The sequence below is a fragment of the Solimonas sp. K1W22B-7 genome, from assembly GCF_003428335.1.
GTDB lineage: Bacteria > Pseudomonadota > Gammaproteobacteria > Nevskiales > Nevskiaceae > Solimonas_A.
The window spans coordinates 3,788,154-3,804,873 of sequence record NZ_CP031704.1; the positions used below are offsets into that span (position 1 = coordinate 3,788,154).

General features: G+C 67.5%; 17 protein-coding genes. 7 read left to right on the top strand and 10 right to left on the bottom strand.

Going from position 1 to position 16,720, the window contains the following annotated elements; all coding sequences use genetic code 11:
• Nucleotides 1–563: 563 nt before the first annotated feature.
• The 5 genes from purU to D0B54_RS17025 are packed head-to-tail and all read right to left on the bottom strand — an operon-like array spanning nucleotide 564 to nucleotide 5,083.
• Nucleotides 564–1,433, bottom strand: a complete 870-nt coding sequence (purU, locus tag D0B54_RS17005) for a formyltetrahydrofolate deformylase (protein WP_117292457.1) — start codon at nucleotides 1,431–1,433, stop codon at nucleotides 564–566.
• 58 nt (nucleotides 1,434–1,491) lie between these two features.
• Nucleotides 1,492–2,235, bottom strand: coding sequence for a hypothetical protein (locus D0B54_RS17010; protein WP_117292458.1), 744 nt, complete (start codon nucleotides 2,233–2,235; stop codon nucleotides 1,492–1,494).
• Nucleotides 2,232–3,221, bottom strand: coding sequence for an MBL fold metallo-hydrolase (locus tag D0B54_RS17015; RefSeq protein ID WP_117292459.1), 990 nt, complete (start codon nucleotides 3,219–3,221; stop codon nucleotides 2,232–2,234). Before D0B54_RS17015 ends, D0B54_RS17010 begins: the two co-directional genes overlap by 4 nt.
• A 4-nt stretch (nucleotides 3,222–3,225) precedes the next feature.
• Complete coding sequence (locus D0B54_RS17020) at nucleotides 3,226–4,269, bottom strand: SAM-dependent methyltransferase (RefSeq protein ID WP_117292460.1); 1,044 nt, start codon at nucleotides 4,267–4,269, stop codon at nucleotides 3,226–3,228.
• Nucleotides 4,270–4,303: 34 nt separating this feature from the next.
• Nucleotides 4,304–5,083: a DUF1295 domain-containing protein gene (locus D0B54_RS17025; protein WP_117292461.1), complete on the bottom strand. Its 780-nt coding sequence runs from the start codon at nucleotides 5,081–5,083 to the stop codon at nucleotides 4,304–4,306.
• A 108-nt stretch (nucleotides 5,084–5,191) separates the two neighbouring features.
• Here D0B54_RS17025 and D0B54_RS17030 point away from each other — a divergent pair, with 108 nt between their 5' ends.
• Nucleotides 5,192–5,545: a DUF4398 domain-containing protein gene (locus D0B54_RS17030; protein ID WP_117292462.1), complete on the top strand. Its 354-nt coding sequence runs from the start codon at nucleotides 5,192–5,194 to the stop codon at nucleotides 5,543–5,545.
• Complete coding sequence (locus tag D0B54_RS17035) at nucleotides 5,545–6,015, top strand: DUF4398 domain-containing protein (protein ID WP_117292463.1); 471 nt, start codon at nucleotides 5,545–5,547, stop codon at nucleotides 6,013–6,015. Before D0B54_RS17030 ends, D0B54_RS17035 begins: the two co-directional genes overlap by 1 nt.
• A gap of 76 nt (nucleotides 6,016–6,091) precedes the next feature.
• Here D0B54_RS17035 and D0B54_RS17040 read toward each other — a convergent pair whose 3' ends face one another.
• The 5 genes from D0B54_RS17040 to gatC all read right to left on the bottom strand — a co-directional run bounded on the left by D0B54_RS17040 (nucleotide 6,092) and on the right by gatC (nucleotide 10,742).
• Nucleotides 6,092–6,556, bottom strand: coding sequence for an SET domain-containing protein (locus tag D0B54_RS17040; protein ID WP_117292464.1), 465 nt, complete (start codon nucleotides 6,554–6,556; stop codon nucleotides 6,092–6,094).
• A 6-nt stretch (nucleotides 6,557–6,562) separates the two neighbouring features.
• Nucleotides 6,563–7,429 (bottom strand): Hsp33 family molecular chaperone HslO, encoded by an 867-nt coding sequence (hslO, locus tag D0B54_RS17045; protein WP_117292465.1) that lies wholly within the window; start codon nucleotides 7,427–7,429, stop codon nucleotides 6,563–6,565.
• The gene (gene gatB / locus D0B54_RS17050; RefSeq protein ID WP_117292466.1) at nucleotides 7,426–8,862 is read right to left on the bottom strand and encodes an Asp-tRNA(Asn)/Glu-tRNA(Gln) amidotransferase subunit GatB; all 1,437 of its coding nucleotides are present in this window, start codon (nucleotides 8,860–8,862) and stop codon (nucleotides 7,426–7,428) included. The genes hslO and gatB overlap by 4 nt, the downstream gene beginning before the upstream one ends.
• Before the next feature lie 96 nt (nucleotides 8,863–8,958).
• Nucleotides 8,959–10,416, bottom strand: a complete 1,458-nt coding sequence (gene gatA, locus D0B54_RS17055) for an Asp-tRNA(Asn)/Glu-tRNA(Gln) amidotransferase subunit GatA (protein WP_117292467.1) — start codon at nucleotides 10,414–10,416, stop codon at nucleotides 8,959–8,961.
• 38 nt (nucleotides 10,417–10,454) lie between these two features.
• Nucleotides 10,455–10,742: an Asp-tRNA(Asn)/Glu-tRNA(Gln) amidotransferase subunit GatC gene (gatC, locus tag D0B54_RS17060; RefSeq protein WP_117292468.1), complete on the bottom strand. Its 288-nt coding sequence runs from the start codon at nucleotides 10,740–10,742 to the stop codon at nucleotides 10,455–10,457.
• Nucleotides 10,743–10,859: 117 nt separating this feature from the next.
• Between gatC and D0B54_RS17065 the strand changes: the two genes are divergently transcribed.
• The 5 genes from D0B54_RS17065 (at nucleotide 10,860) to rodA (ending at nucleotide 16,718) form a co-directional block, all read left to right on the top strand.
• Nucleotides 10,860–11,897: a rod shape-determining protein gene (locus D0B54_RS17065; protein ID WP_104229651.1), complete on the top strand. Its 1,038-nt coding sequence runs from the start codon at nucleotides 10,860–10,862 to the stop codon at nucleotides 11,895–11,897.
• A 212-nt stretch (nucleotides 11,898–12,109) separates the two neighbouring features.
• Nucleotides 12,110–13,132, top strand: coding sequence for a rod shape-determining protein MreC (mreC, locus tag D0B54_RS17070; RefSeq protein ID WP_117292469.1), 1,023 nt, complete (start codon nucleotides 12,110–12,112; stop codon nucleotides 13,130–13,132).
• On the top strand, nucleotides 13,129–13,608 hold the full coding sequence (gene mreD, locus D0B54_RS17075; protein ID WP_117292470.1) for a rod shape-determining protein MreD: 480 nt from the start codon (nucleotides 13,129–13,131) through the stop codon (nucleotides 13,606–13,608). Before mreC ends, mreD begins: the two co-directional genes overlap by 4 nt.
• Nucleotides 13,609–13,629: 21 nt before the next feature.
• On the top strand, nucleotides 13,630–15,573 hold the full coding sequence (gene mrdA, locus D0B54_RS17080; RefSeq protein WP_117292471.1) for a penicillin-binding protein 2: 1,944 nt from the start codon (nucleotides 13,630–13,632) through the stop codon (nucleotides 15,571–15,573).
• Between the two features lie 59 nt (nucleotides 15,574–15,632).
• The gene (rodA, locus tag D0B54_RS17085) at nucleotides 15,633–16,718 is read left to right on the top strand and encodes a rod shape-determining protein RodA (protein WP_367396803.1); all 1,086 of its coding nucleotides are present in this window, start codon (nucleotides 15,633–15,635) and stop codon (nucleotides 16,716–16,718) included.
• Nucleotides 16,719–16,720: the final 2 nt, after the last annotated feature.

The window sequence follows — 16,720 nt, forward strand, 5'->3', positions numbered from 1 at the left end:
AGAAACCAAAGATCGGAGAACCCCCTCTCCCGCTGGCGGGAGAGGGCTGGCGAGGGGATGGATCCCCGAGGTAGGGCAACGCATGGAGCAGTTGCCGAGGTGAGGGTGGTGCCCCATGGAACTCGCTGAGGTCTGTCGGTGGCGCCGGTCCTAGACCGGTCAGGAACCGTGGATCTCTGTTGGTTTATTTCGCCTAAGGGCGAGTTACTTTTTCTTTGCTTGTGCAAAGAAAAAGTAACCAAAAAGAAAACACCCCCAGGTGCGAGCGGCCCCGCTGATGCGGGGCAACCTGCGCGGGGGTCGAGCGCTGAGGGGTCGGACACACAGGCCATCCATGGCCTGCGTGTCCTCGGCCGGACTTCCTGTCCGGCTCGACCCCTGCGCTCGACCCCCGCGCAGGCACTCGCACAATGGGACCCCAACATCAAAAGCATTCGCTCACGCTCATCAAGACTTCGGAAGAGTGAAGGTGAATATGGTGAAGCCCTTTCTTGCTCGCTTTACAGAAACCCTCTCCCGCCCTCCGGGCACCCTCTCCCGCAAGCGGGAGAGGGAAGAGGAAGCTACGAGAACACCACCGTCTTGTTCCCATCCACGATGATGCGATCCTCGATATGCCAGCGCACCGCCCGCGCCAGCACCTGCCGCTCCAGGTCGCGCCCCAGGTTCTTCAGATCGGTCAGCTCATCTCGATGCGACACCCGCACCACGTCCTGCTCGATGATCGGCCCCTGGTCCAGGTCCGCCGTCACGTAGTGCGCCGTGGCGCCGATGATCTTCACGCCGCGCAGCTGTGCCTGCTGGTAGGGATCGGCACCGATGAAGGCCGGCAGGAAGGAGTGGTGGATGTTGATGATGCGCGACGGGTAGTTGGCGACGAACTCGCTGCTGAGGATGCGCATGTAGCGCGCCAGCACGATGAGATCGGCCTGGCCGGCCAGCAGGCCCAGCATCCTGGCCTCGGCCTCGGCGTGGGTGGCAGCGTCGATCGCCACGTGCTCGAAGCGCACGCCGAAACGCTCCACGCTCTCGCGCAGGTCCGGGTGGTTGGAGATCACCATCGGGATGTCGGCGCGCAGCTCGCCGCGCTGCCAGCGCCACAGCAGCTCCAGCAGGGCGTGGTCGTGCTTCGAGACCAGCAGGGCCATGCGCGGCTTGTCCACGGCGAAGGTCATGCGCCAGTCCATCTCGAAGCGCTTGCCCACCACGTCGCCGAAGGCCTGCATCAGCGCCGGGCGCGAGACGTCCATGCTCGGCGTCTGGAACTCCAGGCGCATGAAGAACTTGCCGCCGCTGGGGTCGCTGGAGTGCTGGTCCAGCTCGGTGATGTTGATGCCGTGGTGGTACAGGAAGGTGGTCACCGCCGAGACGATGCCCGGGCGGTCCGGGCAGGTGATCAGCAGGCGGGCGGTGGTTTCAGGCAGGGTGGTCATGACGCGCTGTGTCGGCGGGCGAAAGCGCGAATTGTAGGGGGTCCCCACCCCCGCGTCTTCAGCCCCCGAGCGGCGGCAGCGGGTTCGGCGCGTCGGCGGGGGGCTTGTCCGGGTAGATGATGCGCACGTCGTAGGGCTTGCCGGAGCGCGGATCGTGGACGTTGGAGATGCCGCGGAACTCCAGCAGGCGGCGCTGGCCGGGCTCGTAGATCAGGTCCAGCGGGCCGGCCAGCAGGCGCAGCAGGGAATCCGGCTCCACCTTGAACTGCACCGCCTTGATGCCCTGCCACTGGGTGTCGCCGGCCTTGCGCGCGCGGAAACGGAAGCTGTCGAGGCTGCCGGCCACGGCCAGGGTGAACTTCAGGGTCTTGCCGGCCTGCAGCTCGGCGAAATGCGCGCGCAGGCAGCTGTGGAAGCCGGAGTCCGCGCACATCGGCGAGGTCTTGTCGATTTCGCCGGTTTCCAGCTTGCGGTCCTTGCCGTCGCGGCGCTCCATTTTCACCGGGCCGCGGTTGTCGGTGATGGCTTCCATGTAGCCATAGGCCATCTCCAGGCGGAACACCGGCACGAACTCGTCGCCGCGGAAGTCCAGGGTCTTGTGGCCCAGCTTGTCGCCCTTGGGGCCGAAGTAGTCGATCGTGCCGCCCAGCCAGCGGTCCTTTTCCAGGCGCTGCGCATGGACCTCGGTATAGAGGTAGGCGCCGCTCTTGAGGTCGTAGGCGTGGCCGTAGAAGCGCTGGACTTCCTCGGCCTGCGCGGCCGTGCCGAGCATCAGCAGGGTCGCGGCGAGCAGTCTTTTCATGGGTCGATCTTCCCGGGCAGTGCAGGAACATCATAGCCGTAGCCGAAAGCCGCGGCGGGAAACACGTCACAGGGCAGGCCATGGGCGTCCAGGGCCTTGCGCAGGTCCTCCACCGCCTCTTCCTGGCCGTCGTCGGCCAGCTCGAAACTGCCGTAGTGGATGCCCATGCTGAAGGCCGAGTGCAGGTCCAGGTGTGCCTGCACCGCCTCGGCCGGATCCATGTGCTGGTAGGCCATGAACCAGCGCGGCAGGTAGGCCCCGATCGGCAGCAGCGACAGGCGCATCGCCCCATGCCGGCGGAACAGCTCGGCATAGTGCGGGCCGTAGCCGCTGTCGCCGGCGAAATAGACCGGCCCACCGGCGGTGTCGATGACGCAGGACATCCACAGCGCCAGGTTGGCGTCGTAGCCGGCGCGGCCGCTCCAGTGCTGCGCGCGGGCGGCGGTCAGCGTCCGGCCATTGGGCAGGGTCCATTGCTGGTCCCAGTCCAGTTCGACGATCTTCTCCAGGCCCCAGGCGCGCAGGTGATGGGCATTGCCCAGGGCGGTGACGAACACCGGGTCGTGCTCGCGCCACAGGCGCCGCAGGGTGTCGGCGTCCATGTGGTCGTAGTGGTTGTGGCTGATGATCGCCACGTCGATGCGCGGCAACTGCTCGAACGGAATGCCGGGCGCGCGGTAGCGCTGCGGGCCGGCCCATTGCACCGGGCTGACACGCTCCGACCACACCGGGTCGGTCAGCAGGTTGAGGCCGTCGGCCTGCAGCAGCACGGTGGCCTGGTTGACGTAGCTGGCGCGCAGGCCGCCCTCGCCCACCCTGGCCGGCGGCGGTGGCTGGCCATGCGGCGCGAGGTCGCGCAGCCATTTGCCGCGCTTGCGCGACAGGCGCCAGCGCAGCAGTTCGGCGGCGGTCTTGCCGAAGGGCTCGGCGTTGTGGAAACGCTCGCCGTCGAAGTGGTCGGATACCGGCCCGCGATGGCGCGTCATGGCTTCAGGCCCTCGGCGCGAACAGGTAGTGCGCCACGCCCCACTCGTTGCCTTCGGCGTAGCCGAAGAACTCGGCCACCGCCATGTAGAACATGCGCCAGCGCTGGAACCAGACCGCCGCGTCCTTGCCGTAGGCGGTTTCGAACACCGGCATGATGCGCGCCTTCGCGGCGTCCATGCCGGCGAGCCAGTGGTTGGAGGTCTTCTCGTAGTGCTGGCCGCCGACCCACCACTGGCGCTCCACCTTCAGGTGATCCTGGAAGTTCAGCAGCAGGTTCTCCGAGGGCATGATGCCGCCGAGGAAGAAGTACTGTGTCATCCAGTCGGTGTCGTCCTTGACCTCGTAGGGATAGCTCAGCAGCTTGTGCGCGAAGATGTGCACGAACAGACGGCCGTCGGCCTTGAGCCAGCGCGAGATCTTGGCCAGCAGCAGGCCGTAGTTGCGCATGTGCTCGAACATCTCGATCGACATGACGCGGTCGAAGCCTGCCTCGACACCCAGCGCAGGGAAATCGAAGTCGACGACGTTGCCGGTGAGGATGCGCAGGTTCTTGAAGCCGCGCTCGCGGGCGCGCTTTTCGATGAACTCGCGCTGGCCATGGGAGTTGGACAGGCCGACGATCTGCGAGCCCGGATACTTTTCGGCCAGCCACAGCGACAACGAGCCCCAGCCACAGCCCAGGTCGAGGATGCGCATGCCGTCGCGCAGGCCGGCGCGCTCGGCGTACAACTCCAGCATCTTCTCCTCGGCCTGGCCCAGGGTCTCGCTGCCCTCGGGGTAGAGCGCGCAGGAATACTTCAGCCGCGGCCCGAGATGCATGTCGAAGAAGTCGGCCGGCACCTCGTAGTGCTGCTGGTTGGCGGCCTGGGTCTGGATGGCGATGGGGCTGGCGCGCAACTCGTCCAGCCACTGGTTGTAGCGCCGCGAGCGCTGCTCGCCGTCGACGCTCCCGGGCGCCGTGAGACGCTGCGCGATCAGTTTGCGCATGCCGGCCCGGACCAGGACGTCCGGGAAGAGGCCGCGCTCGGTCAGCTGGATGAGGTTCATGCCCGGAAAAGATCCTTCTTGGTTTCTTGGCGGTTCAGGACTGCTTCGGCGGCCAGGGAATCAGCGCGCTGGTGGTGCGCATGTACTCGGCATAGCCCGGCTTGGATGCGGACATGTGCTGTTCCAGGATCGGGATGCCCGACATCTTCATCAGCAGGAACCACATCACCAGCGGCGAGACCAGCGCCGCCGGCCACCAGGAGGAACCCACCACCAGCGGCAGGTAGGCCAGCCAGTGCAGGCACTCGAAGAAATAGTTGGGATGGCGCGACCAGCGCCACAGGCCGTCGCGGCAGACCTTGCCGCGGTTGGCGGGATCGGCGCGGAAGCGTTCCATCTGGCGGTCGGCAATGGCCTCGCCCAGCACCGAGACCTGCCAGATCAGCACCGCCAGCACCAGCAGGGCGGGCGCCACCACCCGCGTGTTGTAGGCCGCCACCAGGAAGGCCGCCGACAGCAGCATCGCGAACAGCGTCTGGAAGTGGAAGAAGAAGTACATGTTGCGGTTGGCCTGCTCGCCCCAGCCGTCGCGGAATTTCTTGTAGCGCCGGTCCTCGGGCTTGCCGTGGTTGCGCAGGAACAGGTGGGTCCCCAGGCGCACCCCCCAGAGCAGGGCCATGACGCCCAGCAGCGCGCGCTGCGGCAGCGGCGCGGGGCCCAGGAAGGAGTACAGCAGCCCGAGGAAGCCCAGGCTCCAGGACCAGACCGCGTCGACGATGCCGGCATTCTGCGTGCGCCACTGCACCACCCAGGCCAGGCTGATGAAGACGAAGACGCAGGCCAGTCCGGTTGCGGCGGTGTGCAGGGCGGTCATTGGGAGTCCCGAGGGTGTGCCGTGGATACGTCTTCCGTGTTGCTTCGGATTCTAGTGCGGGAAAGGGGCGTCTTGCGCGACGTGCCGCACAGGTCAAGAATTGCCGCCATGAAAGCCCCCACCGCTGTCACCCTGGCCCCGCTTGCCCTGGTTGTCACCCTCGCCGCCTGCAGCGGCAAGCCGGTCCGTCCCGACGAGGCCATGGAGGCCGCCGAGGTGGCGGTGGGCAAGGCCGGCAACGGCACCGTGGCCGCCACGGCACAGCCGCAGCTGACGCTGGCGCGCGACAAGCTGGGCCAGGCCCGTGCGGCGCTGAAGGATTCCAACTACCCGCAGGCGCAGCGCCTGGCGGAACAGGCCCGGGCCGACGCCGAACTGGCGATCGCGCTGGGCGACCTGGCCAAGGCCAAGGCGCGCCTGAGCGAGTTGCAGGCCCCGGCCAGGCCGGCGGGAGCACCCTGATGCGCCGCGCCCTGACCGCCATCCTGCTCGCCGCGCTGGCAGCCTGCGCCTCGGCCCCGAAGACCAGCCCCGAGCTGGACGCACTGCGCGCGCAGCTGGAGAAACTCGAGAACGATCCGCAGCTCGGCGGGCTGGCGCCGGTGGCGATGGTGGAGGCCGACCGCGCGATCGACGCCGCCGTGGTCTCGCTGACGACTGGCGACGGGCAGCTGGAGCAGAAGCTCTACCTCGCCGGCAGCCGTGTGGCGATCGCCCGCGCTCATGCGCAGCGGCGCAGCGTCGAGAACCGCATCCGTGCTTTGTCGAAGGTGCAGGAACAGGCGGTGCCCGTATCGCAGGAGGTGGAAGGCGTCATCGCGATCCCGCCGCCGGAGCTGCGGCCGGAACCGGTGGCGCCGAAGGCGCCGGAACTGCCGCCGCAGGCACCGCGGGAGACGCCGCGGAAGTCGGCGTTGCCGCCGCCGCCGTAAGAGGCCTGTAGGATGTGGTGAGCGTAGCGAACCGCATCGGACTACACCTGATGCGGTTCGCTACGCTCACCACATCCTACGGACCCACCAACCCCAGCAGCGCCCGCGCTCCATCGCGCAGCACCGCTTCCCATGGCAACCCCACGATCTCGCGTCCCGTCGCCGCATCGGCGAACGGCATGCGCTCGCCGTCGCCGATGACGTAGCGGTAGTCCATCGTCACCTCGGCGCCAAGCGGCAGGTCGGCCAGCGCGAAGATGAAGCCCAGGTGCCATAGCGCGCTGGGGCTGTAGGAATGGTTGACGTAGCACTCGTCGCTCCACTCCGGCGTCAGCGAGAAACGGTCCTCGAACCAGCGCACGCTGGATTCGACCTCGCGCGAGTCGGCGGGATGCTGGCGCAACTTCTGCTCAGGCCAGACCGTGTGGATGTTGTCCGGCGCGACGATGACCCGGCCGCGGCTCACCGCCTCGTCCAGGAACAGGCCCTTGCCGGCGCCGGCGATGCGGGAGACGTCGACGCGATAGCGCGGCAGGATCATCGGATGCTACTGGCGGGTCTGGTTGTCGCCGGTGGCATTTTCCGCGGCCACCAGGGCACGGATGTCGACCTCGGTGTAGCTGTACTCGCGGCCGCAGAACTCGCAGGTCACGGCGACGCGGCCATGCTGGTCCAGCACCGGCTGCAGTTCCTCCTGACCCAGGCTCAGCAACATCGCCGAGATGCTGGCGTGGCTGCAGCGGCAACGCAGCGCCACGTTGCGCGGCTCGAACACGCGGCGGTCCTCCTCGTGGAACAGGTGGCGCAGCAGCGTCTCGCCATCCTTCTCCAGCATCTCCTGCTCGCCCAGGGTGCCGGCCAGCGCCAGCATGTGCTCCCAGTGGGCGTCGCCATCCTTGACCTCTTCGGCCGGCAGGCGCTGCAGCATCAGGCCCACCAGGCGATCCGGGCCCGCCGCCAGGCGGATGATGGTGGCCAGCTGCTCGGACTGGGTGAAATAGCCTTCCAGTGCCACAGCCAGCGAATCGCCCATGATCTCGACCACGGCCTGGTAGTACTGCGTGCCGCGCGCCGGTTCCATCACCATGGCCAGCATGCCCTCGTCCATCAGCTCCTGGAACGAGCCGGCGGTGTCCCCGCCGGCCTTGGCCATGCCGCGCAGTTCGAGGTTGTGGTCGATCTGCGTGACCAGCAGCTGCAGCTCGTGCTTGCCCTTGAACTGCAGGTTGATGCGGCCTTCGAACTTGAGGTGCGAGGCCAGCAGCGGCGTCGCGGCCAGGGCCTGGCCCAGCAGGCGATGCACGTCGGGCGCATAGTGGCGCCAGCCGGTCATGTCCTGGATGCCTTCGCGAAGATCGACGTAGGCACCCCGGACGCCACGTTCCGGGAACAGCAGCTCGCGCAACTCGTTCACGGGGCCAGCTTTTCCTTCAGCAGGCGGTTCAGGGCATCGGGATTGGCCTTGCCCTGCGTCGCCTTCATGGCCTGGCCGACGAAGAAGCCGAACAGCTTGTCCTTGCCGGAGCGGTACTCCGCCAGCTGTCCCGGGTTCTTCGCCATGACCTCCTCGATCGCCTTGACGATGGCCGACTCGTCGGTGATCTGCACCAGGCCCTTGGCCTTGATGATGGAATCCGCGTCGCCCTCGCCCGCCAGCATCGCCTCGAACACGTCCTTGGCGATCTTGCCGGAGATGGTCTTGTCGGCGATGCGCGCGACCAGGCCCGCCAGCATCGGCGCGGTCACCGGCGAATCGCCGATCTCCTTGCCCAGCTTGTTGAGCGCGCCGAGCAGGTCGGTGATGACCCAGTTGGCGCAGCTCTTGGGATCGCCGCCGGAGGTCCGCACCACGGCTTCGTAGTAGTCGGCCAGCGCGGCTTCACCGGTCAGCACGCCGGCGTCGTACTTCGACAGGCCGTACTGCTCGGCGAAGCGGTTGCGCTTGGCCTCCGGCAGTTCCGGCATGGTGGCGCGCACGCCCTCGATGTCCTCGGCGGTGACCACCACCGGCAGCAGGTCGGGGTCCGGGAAGTAGCGGTAGTCGTTGGCGTTTTCCTTGCTGCGCATCGACTTCGTCTCACCCGTGTCCGGGTTGAACAAACGCGTCTCCTGCACGATCTTGCGGCCGGCTTCGATCTCGTCGATCTGGCGCGTGATTTCGTACTCGATCGCCTTCTCGACGTAGCGGAAGGAGTTGACGTTCTTGGTCTCGGTGCGCGTGCCGAACTGCTCCTGGCCGCGCGGGCGCACGGAGACGTTGCAGTCGCAGCGGAACGAGCCTTCCTGCATGTTGCCGTCGCAGATGCCGAGATACACCACCAGCTGGTGCAGCTTCTTGAGATAGGCCACGGCCTCGGCCGAGGAACGCAGGTCCGGCTCGGAGACGATCTCCAGCAGCGGCGTGCCGGCACGGTTGAGGTCGATGCCCGACAGGCCCGCGTAGGCGTCATGCACCGACTTGCCGGCGTCCTCTTCCATGTGCGCGCGGGTGATGCCGATGCGCTTGGTGGAACCGTCGCCCAGCTCGATGTCCAGATGCCCGCCCTGCACGATCGGCAGCTCGTACTGCGAGATCTGGTAGCCCTTGGGCAGGTCGGGGTAGAAATAGTGCTTGCGCGCGAACACGCTGCGTTCGGCCACCTGCGCGTCCACCGCCAGGCCGAACTTGATCGCCATCTTCAGGCCTGCGCCGTTGAGCACCGGCAGCACGCCGGGAAAGCCCAGCGTGACCGGATCGGCCTGGGTGTTGGGGGCCGCGCCGTAGGCGGTGGCGGCGCCGGAGAAAATCTTCGTTTTCGTGCTGAGCTGGCAGTGCACTTCCAGCCCGATGACTACTTCCCATTCCATGAGCGTTCTCAAGATATGAAGTCCGCGAATGAACGCAAATCAACGCGAATAAGAGCTTGCATCATTTGCGTCCATTCGCGTTCATTTGCGGACTGATTAAACGAAAGCCGCCGGCCGGCGGGTGTGCCAGTCGGTAGCCAACTGGTACTGGTGGGCGACGTTCAGCAGTTTCGCCTCGCCGAAGAAATTGCCCATCAGCTGCATGCCCACCGGCAGCCCGTCCTTGAAGCCGCAGGGCAGGCTCATGGCGGGGATGCCGGCCAGGTTGGCGGCGATGGTGTAGATGTCGTTGAGGTACATCGCCACGGGATCGTCGGTCTTGGAGCCCAGCTTGAAGGCCACGTCGGTGGCGGTGGGGCCGAGGATCACGTCGACCTGCTCGAAGGCGCGGCGGAAGTCGTCGTAGATCAGGCGGCGCACTTTCTGCGCCTGCAGGTAGTAGGCGTCGTAGTAGCCATGGCTCAGCACGTAGGTGCCGATCATGATGCGGCGCTGCACTTCCGCGCCGAAGCCTTCGCCGCGGCTGCGTTCGTACAGCTCTTCCAGGTTCTTCACGCCCTCGGCGCGGTGGCCGTAGCGCACGCCGTCGAAGCGCGCAAGGTTGGAGCTGGCCTCGGCCGGGGCGACGACGTAGTAGGTCGGCACCGACAGCGGCGAATTCGGCAGCGAGACTTCCGTGAACGTGGCGCCCAGCTTCTTCAGCTCGGCGATGGCGGCGTCGATGCAGGCACGCACGCCGGCGTCGAGGCCATCGGCGAAGTATTCCCTGGGCAGGCCCACGCGCAGGCCCTGGATCGACTGGCCCAGCGGCGCCACCAGGTCATCGACCGGGCGGTCCATGCTGGTGGAATCCAGCGGGTCGAAGCCGGACATGGCCTGCAGCACCTGGGCGGCGTCCTCGGCGGAGCGCGCCACCACGCCGGCCTGGTCCAGGCTCGAAGCGAAGGCGATCATGCCGTAGCGCGACACGCGGCCGTAGGTCGGCTTGATGCCGGTGAGGTTGGTCAGCGCCGCGGGCTGGCGGATCGAGCCGCCGGTGTCGGTGGCGGTGGCCACGGGGGCCAGGCCCGCCGCGACGGCAGCCACGGAGCCGCCGGAGGAGCCGCCGGGCACGCGGCTGACGTCCCAGGGGTTCTTCACCGGGCCGTACCAGCTGGTCTCGTTGGAGGAGCCCATGGCGAACTCGTCCATGTTCAGCTTGCCCAGCATGGGCATGCCGGCCTCGGCCTGCAGCTTCTTCACGATCGTCGCGTCGTAGGGCGAGACGAACTTGTCGAGCATACGGCTGGCGCAGGAGGTCCGCACCCCGGTGGTGCAGAAAATATCCTTCTGGCCCAATGGGATACCGGTGAGTGGGCCGCCCTCGCCGCGGGCCAGGCGGGCGTCCGCGGCGTCGGCCGCGGCCAGCGCCTGGTCGGCGGTGACGGTGATGAAGCTGTTCAGCTGCGGATCGAGGGTCTCGATGCGCTTGAGGTAGTGCTGGGTCAGCTCGCGGGAGGAAAACGTCCTCGCCCGCAGGGCCTCGGCCAGCTGCTTGATCGACAGGGTATGCATGGATGTCCTTCAGGGCCCGGAAAATCCCGGGCGCAAAATCACTCGATGACCTTGGGTACCAGGTACAGGCCGTCCTGCACCGCCGGGGCGATGGCCTGGAAGGCCTCGCGCTGGTCGGGCTGGCTCACGGCGTCCGGGCGCAGGCGCTGGGTCATCTCCAGCGGATGTGCCATGGGACCGACGCCTTCGGTCTTCGCCGCCGACAGCTGGTCCACCAGGGCCAGGATGTTGGACAGCTGGCCGGCATAGGCCTCGGTTAAGGAGGGGTTCAGTTCCAGGCGCGCCAGCTTGGCGACCTGCCTGATCTGGTCTGGGCTAAGGCTCATTTTTGGTGCGGGATCGTTTAAGATGTGCGGATACGCAATTCTAAATGAATTGTGCCATGCGCCCGCATTGCCGGGCGCCCGCCACAACCATCCGCATTCCGCCCGAAGACACTTCCGATGTTCGACGCCGTTCGCCGTTTGTTCGTAAACGACCTTTCCATCGACCTCGGCACGGCCAACACGCTGGTTTACGTGCGTGACGAAGGCATCGTGCTGAACGAGCCCTCGGTGGTCGCGATCCGCATGGATTCCCGCGGCGCCAAGAAGGTCGAGGCCGTGGGCATCGAGGCCAAGCAGATGCTCGGCCGCACCCCCACCAACATCACCACCGTACGCCCGCTGCGCGACGGCGTGATCGCCGACTACACCGTCACGGAGAAGATGCTGCAGCACTTCATCCGCAAGGTCACCAAGGGCCGCATGGCGCGCCCCCTGACCCGCGTGGTGGTCTGCGTGCCCTACGGCTCCACCCAGGTGGAACGCCGCGCCATCCGTGAATCGGTCGAGAACGCCGGCGCGCGCAAGGTCTGGGTCATCGAAGAGCCGATCGCCGCCGCCCTGGGCGCCGGCATCCCCATCGGCGAAGCCCGCGGCTCGATGGTGGTCGACATCGGCGGCGGCACCTCCGAGGTCGCCGTGATCTCGCTCAACGGCATCGTCTATGCCGAGTCGGTCCGCATCGGCGGCGACAAGTTCGACGAGGCCATCGTTTCCTACGTGCGCCGCCAGTACAACATGCTGATCGGCGAGGCCACGGCCGAGCGCATCAAGATCCAGATCGGCACCGCCTTCCCGGGCCACGAGGTCCAGGAAATCGACGTCGTCGGCCGCCACCTGGCCGCCGGCGTGCCGCGCAACTTCACGATGAACTCCAACGAGATCCTCGACGCCCTGCAGGAGCCGCTGTCCGGCATCGTCAAGGCGGTCAAGCAGGCCCTGGAGCGCACCCCGCCGGAACTGGGCTCCGACGTCGCCGAGCGCGGCATCGTGCTGACCGGCGGTGGCGCCCTGCTGCGCGACCTCGACAAGCTGATCTCCGAGGAAACCGGCCTGCCGGTGATCATCGCCGACGACCCGCTGACCTGCGTGGCGCGCGGTGGCGGCATGGTGCTGGACATGCTGGATCGCCAGGGCGACTTCTACTCGCTCGACTGAGCTGCACGGGGTTTCGGAGACAAGGGACTGGGGGCTAGGGACTAGGGACTGGATGGCAACGACGCCAGCCCCTAGCCCCTAGCCCCCAGTCCCTTGAAAAGCCTGATATCCCGCCGATGGTCGCCGCTCGCACAAAGCCATTGCACCCCCAGGTGATCGGGCATATGCTGCGCGTGATGATTCATTGACATTTCTTACCAAACGCGCGCAACTTGAACACGACCCTGTACGACAACCACCGTCGTCCTTTGTTCCCCAGGGGACCGGGCGTGGGTCTGCGTGCGTTCTTCCTGATGCTTTGCGCGCTGGGCCTGATCGTCAGCGACTACCGCAATGACGGGCTGAACCCGGTACGCGGCTCGGTGGAGTGGCTGCTGACGCCGGTGGTGTGGATGGCCTCGGTGCCCTCGCGCATGCTGCAGGCGGCCGGCGACATCGATACCCGGGGCTCGCTGGAACGCGAGAATGCCGATCTCAAGCAGAAGCAGCTGCTGCTGGAATCGCGGCTGCAGAAGATCGAGGCGCTGGAAGCGGAGAACCGCCGCATCCGCGAGCTGCTGTCCTCGGCCGGCCAGCTGCAGGAACGCGTGCTGATCGCCGAGATCATCAGCGTCAACCAGGACCCCTACCGCCACCAGATCACCCTCAACAAGGGCGAGCGACAGGGCGTCTACCGCGGCCAGGCCCTGGTCGATGCGCATGGCGTGATGGGCCAGGTCACCGAGATCGCCCCGGGCAGTTCCAAGGCCCTGCTGATCACCGACCCCGACCACGGCATCCCGGTGGAGATCAACCGCTCCGGCCTGCAGACCATTGCCGTGGGCCGTGGCGACGGCAAGGGCCTGCGCCTGCCCTTCCTGCCGAGCAATGTCGACATCCGCGTCGGCGACCTGCTGGTGTCCTCGTCGCTGGGGGGGCGCTTCCCCTCCGGCTACCCGGTAGGCCAGGTCTACGAGGTCAAGCACGTCGCCGGCGAGCACTTCATGGAAGCCTATGCCTACCCGGCGGCCCGGCTGAACCAGGGCCGCCAGGCCCTGCTGGTCTGGGTCGAGGATGCCCTGTCGCCTCCCTCGGCCACGCCGTCGCCCGCCGCCGCGCCCGCCACCGGCACCCCGCCCGCCATCGCGCCGGCTGCTGCACCTGCCGCGCGCCCGGCGACAACGCCCCCCGCCGCCGTGCCCGCACCACGCCCTGCCACACCGCCTGCCGCCCCGGCCACGGGCACCGGCCGATGACGCGCATGCTCTTCGCAGGCTTCCTGTTCAGCCTGCTGCTGGCCCTGGTGCTGCAGATGGTCGTCCTGCCGGACTGGCTGGCCGCGGCGCGGCCCCTGTGGATTCCCCTGGTCCTGTCCTACTGGGCGCTGCGCGAACCGCGCATCTCGGTGCTGCTGCCGGCCTTCTTCGCCGGCATCTGCTGCGACGTGCTGTTCGGCAGCGTGCTGGGCCAGCACGCCCTGGGCTTTGTGCTGGTGACCTACCTGGTGGCGCGCCTGCGCGCCTTCTTCGTGCTGTTTCCGCTGTGGCAGGCGACGCTGGCACTGATCCCGGCCTGGGTCGTCTACGCTTTCCTGATGTTCTGGATCGACGGCCTGACCAAGCACAGCGGCGATGCCTGGCTGCGCTGGCTGCCGGTGGTCTCGACCTCGCTGTTCTGGCCGCTGGTGTACACCCTGATGGAGCTCATCCGGCAGCCGCCGGAAGAGGAATAGGGCCCTGAAGCGCCACGCCCCATGGCCCTGAGTTCCATCAAGAACCTGCAACGCGAGCGCCAGGCCTTCCTGGCCCGCGCAGTGGTGGGCACCGTCTTCTGCCTGCTGGGCACCGCCCTGCTGATCGTGCGCCTGTTCGACCTGCAGATCCTGCAGAACGAATACTTCCAGACCCGCGCCAACGAGAATCGCATGCGCGTGATGCCGGTGGCGCCGGTGCGCGGCCTGATCTACGACCGCCACGGCGCGCTGCTGGCGCAGAACAAGCCGGCCTTCGTGCTGGAAGTGATCCCCGAGCAGGTCGAGGACATGCCCGGCCTGCTCAAGCGCCTGACCGGCGTGGTGCAGCTCACCGACCAGGACATCGGCCGCTTCAAGGAGCGCGTGCGCAAGACGCCGCGCTACCGCCCGGTGCCGCTGCGCAACAACCTGACCATGGAGGAGCTGGCGCGCTACGAGGTGGACCGCCACGCCTTCCGCGGCGTCGATGTGTCGGCCGGCCTGACGCGCAACTACCCGCTGGGCGTCTCCGGGGCGCATATCGTCGGCTATGTCGGCGGCATCACCGAGAGCGAACTCAAGGAAGCGGCCGAGAACACCTACGAGGGCCTGTCGCTGATCGGCAAGACCGGGGTCGAGAAGAGCTCCGAGGACACGCTGCGCGGCGAATCCGGCGCCAAGATCATCGAGGCCAACGCCTATGGCCGGCCGCTGCGCGAACTGGACTATCGCCGCGGCTACCCCGGACGCAATCTCTACCTGAGCATCGACGCCAAGGTGCAGCTGGTGGCGGAGCAGGCGCTGGGCGAACTCGACGGCGCGGTGGTGGCGCTGGACCCGCGCTCCGGCGAGATCATCGCCCTGGTCAGCAAGCCGGGCTTCGACCCGCACCTGTTCATCGAGGGCATCGACTACAAGACCTACAGCGTCCTGTCCAACGATCCCAAGCGGCCGCTGTTCAACCGCGCGCTGCAGGGCACCTATCCGCCGGGCTCGACGGTCAAGCCGGCGATGGCGATCGCGGGGCTGGAATACGGCGTGGTGACACCGGACGACGGCGTCTACTGCCGCGGCGAAATCAGCCTGCCCGGCTCCAGCCGCAAGTACCGCTGCTGGAAGCGCAGCGGCCACGGTTTCCAGGACATGGTCGGCGGCGTCATGCGCTCCTGCGACGTCTACTTCTACGAACTGGCCATCAAGCTGGGCATCGACCGCATGCATGACTCGATGACGCGCCTGGGCCTGGGCCACAAGACCGGGGTGGACCTGCCCCTGGAGAAGTCCGGCCTGTTCCCCTCGCGCGAGTGGAAGCTCAAGCGCCGCAAGGAGCAGTGGTATCCGGGCGAGACGCTCAACGTCGGCATCGGCCAGGGCTACACCTCGGTGACACCGCTGCAACTGGCGCAGATGACGGCGCGCATCGCGATGCGCGGCAAGGGCTTCAAGCCGCATGTGGTCTACGCCACCCAGGATGCGATCACGCGCCAGGTGACGCCCGTGCCGCCGGTGCCGCTGGACCCGATCGAGCTGAAGGACAACCGCAACTGGCAGCGCGTGATCGACGCCATGATCGGCGTGGCGCATGGCGTCGGCGGCACGGCGGCGCGCATCGGCCGCGATTCGCCCTACCAGATCGCGGCCAAGACCGGCACGGCCCAGGTCGCGGCGATGCGCCAGGACGAGAAGAAGGCGCGCTCCCTGGAGTCGACGCCGCTGCACCTGCGCGACCACGCGCTGTTCGTCGCCTTCGCGCCGGCCGACGATCCGAAGATCGCGGTGGCCGTGATCGCCGAGCACGCCGGCCACGGCGGCTCCATTGCCGCGCCGATCGCGCGCCAGGTGATGGACATGTACCTGCTGGGCGAGGTGCGCTACAACGCCGGCGCGGCCGCGCCAGCCGCCGCGGTGGCCACGCCGGAACCCGACGCCGACGGGCATGTCCACGAAGTGGAGGTAGAAGACTAGTGATCGCCGAGGTCATCTATCGCGTACGCCGCAACGGGCCGAACAAGCCGGAACCCGGCCTGGCCGACCTGCTGGAAAGCTGGCATGTGGACCTGTGGCTGCTGCTGCTGCTCAGCGCCGTGGCCGGCCTGGGCATGTTCGTGATCTATTCGGCCTCCGGGCATTCGATCCCGGCGGTGGTCAACCAGGCCGAACGTTTCGTGCTGGGCCTGTTCGTGATGACCGTGGTGGCGCAGGCGCCGCCCGAGTTCTACCGCATGGTGGCGCCCTGGCTGTACGGCCTGACGGTGCTGCTGCTGCTGCTGGTGGCCGCTATCGGCGACCACGCGATGGGCGCGCAGCGCTGGCTGGACCTGGGCTTCATCCGCTTCCAGCCCTCGGAGCTGATGAAGCTGGCCATGCCGATGACGCTGGCCGCCTTCCTGCACCATCGCCGCCTGCCGCCGCGGCCGCTGACCCTGCTGGCCGCGCTGGTCATCCTGGGCGCGCCGACCATGCTGATCATGGTGCAGCCGGACCTGGGTACCTCGATGCTGGTGGTGGCCGCCGGCGGTTTCGCGCTGTTCTTCGCCGGCCTGCAATGGCGCTGGATCCTCGGCGCCCTGGCGGCGGTGGGTGCGGCGGCGCCGCTGCTGTGGGAGCGCCTGCACGACTACCAGCAGAAGCGCATCCTGACCCTGCTCGATCCGGAGAGCGATCCGCTGGGCGCCGGCTATCACATCACCCAGTCGAAGATCGCGATCGGCTCCGGCGGACTGTTCGGCAAGGGCTGGCTGGAAGGCACGCAGGCCAAGCTGGAATTCCTGCCCGAGGCGCATACCGACTTCATCTTCGCGGTGTTCGCCGAGGAACTGGGTCTGATCACCGTGCTGGTGCTGCTGACGATCTACCTGTGCATCGTCGGCCGCTGCCTGTGGATCGCGGTGCGCGCCCAGGACAGCTTCCAGCGCCTGCTGGCCGCCTCGCTGGGCATGACCTTCTTCATCTACGTGTTCATCAACATCGGCATGGTCATCGGCCTGCTGCCGGTGGTGGGCGTGCCGCTGCCGCTGTTCAGCTTCGGCGGCACCTCGATGGTGAGCCTGCTGGCGGGCTTCGGTATGCTGATGTCCATACACACACACCGCAAGCTCTTGGCGAACTGACC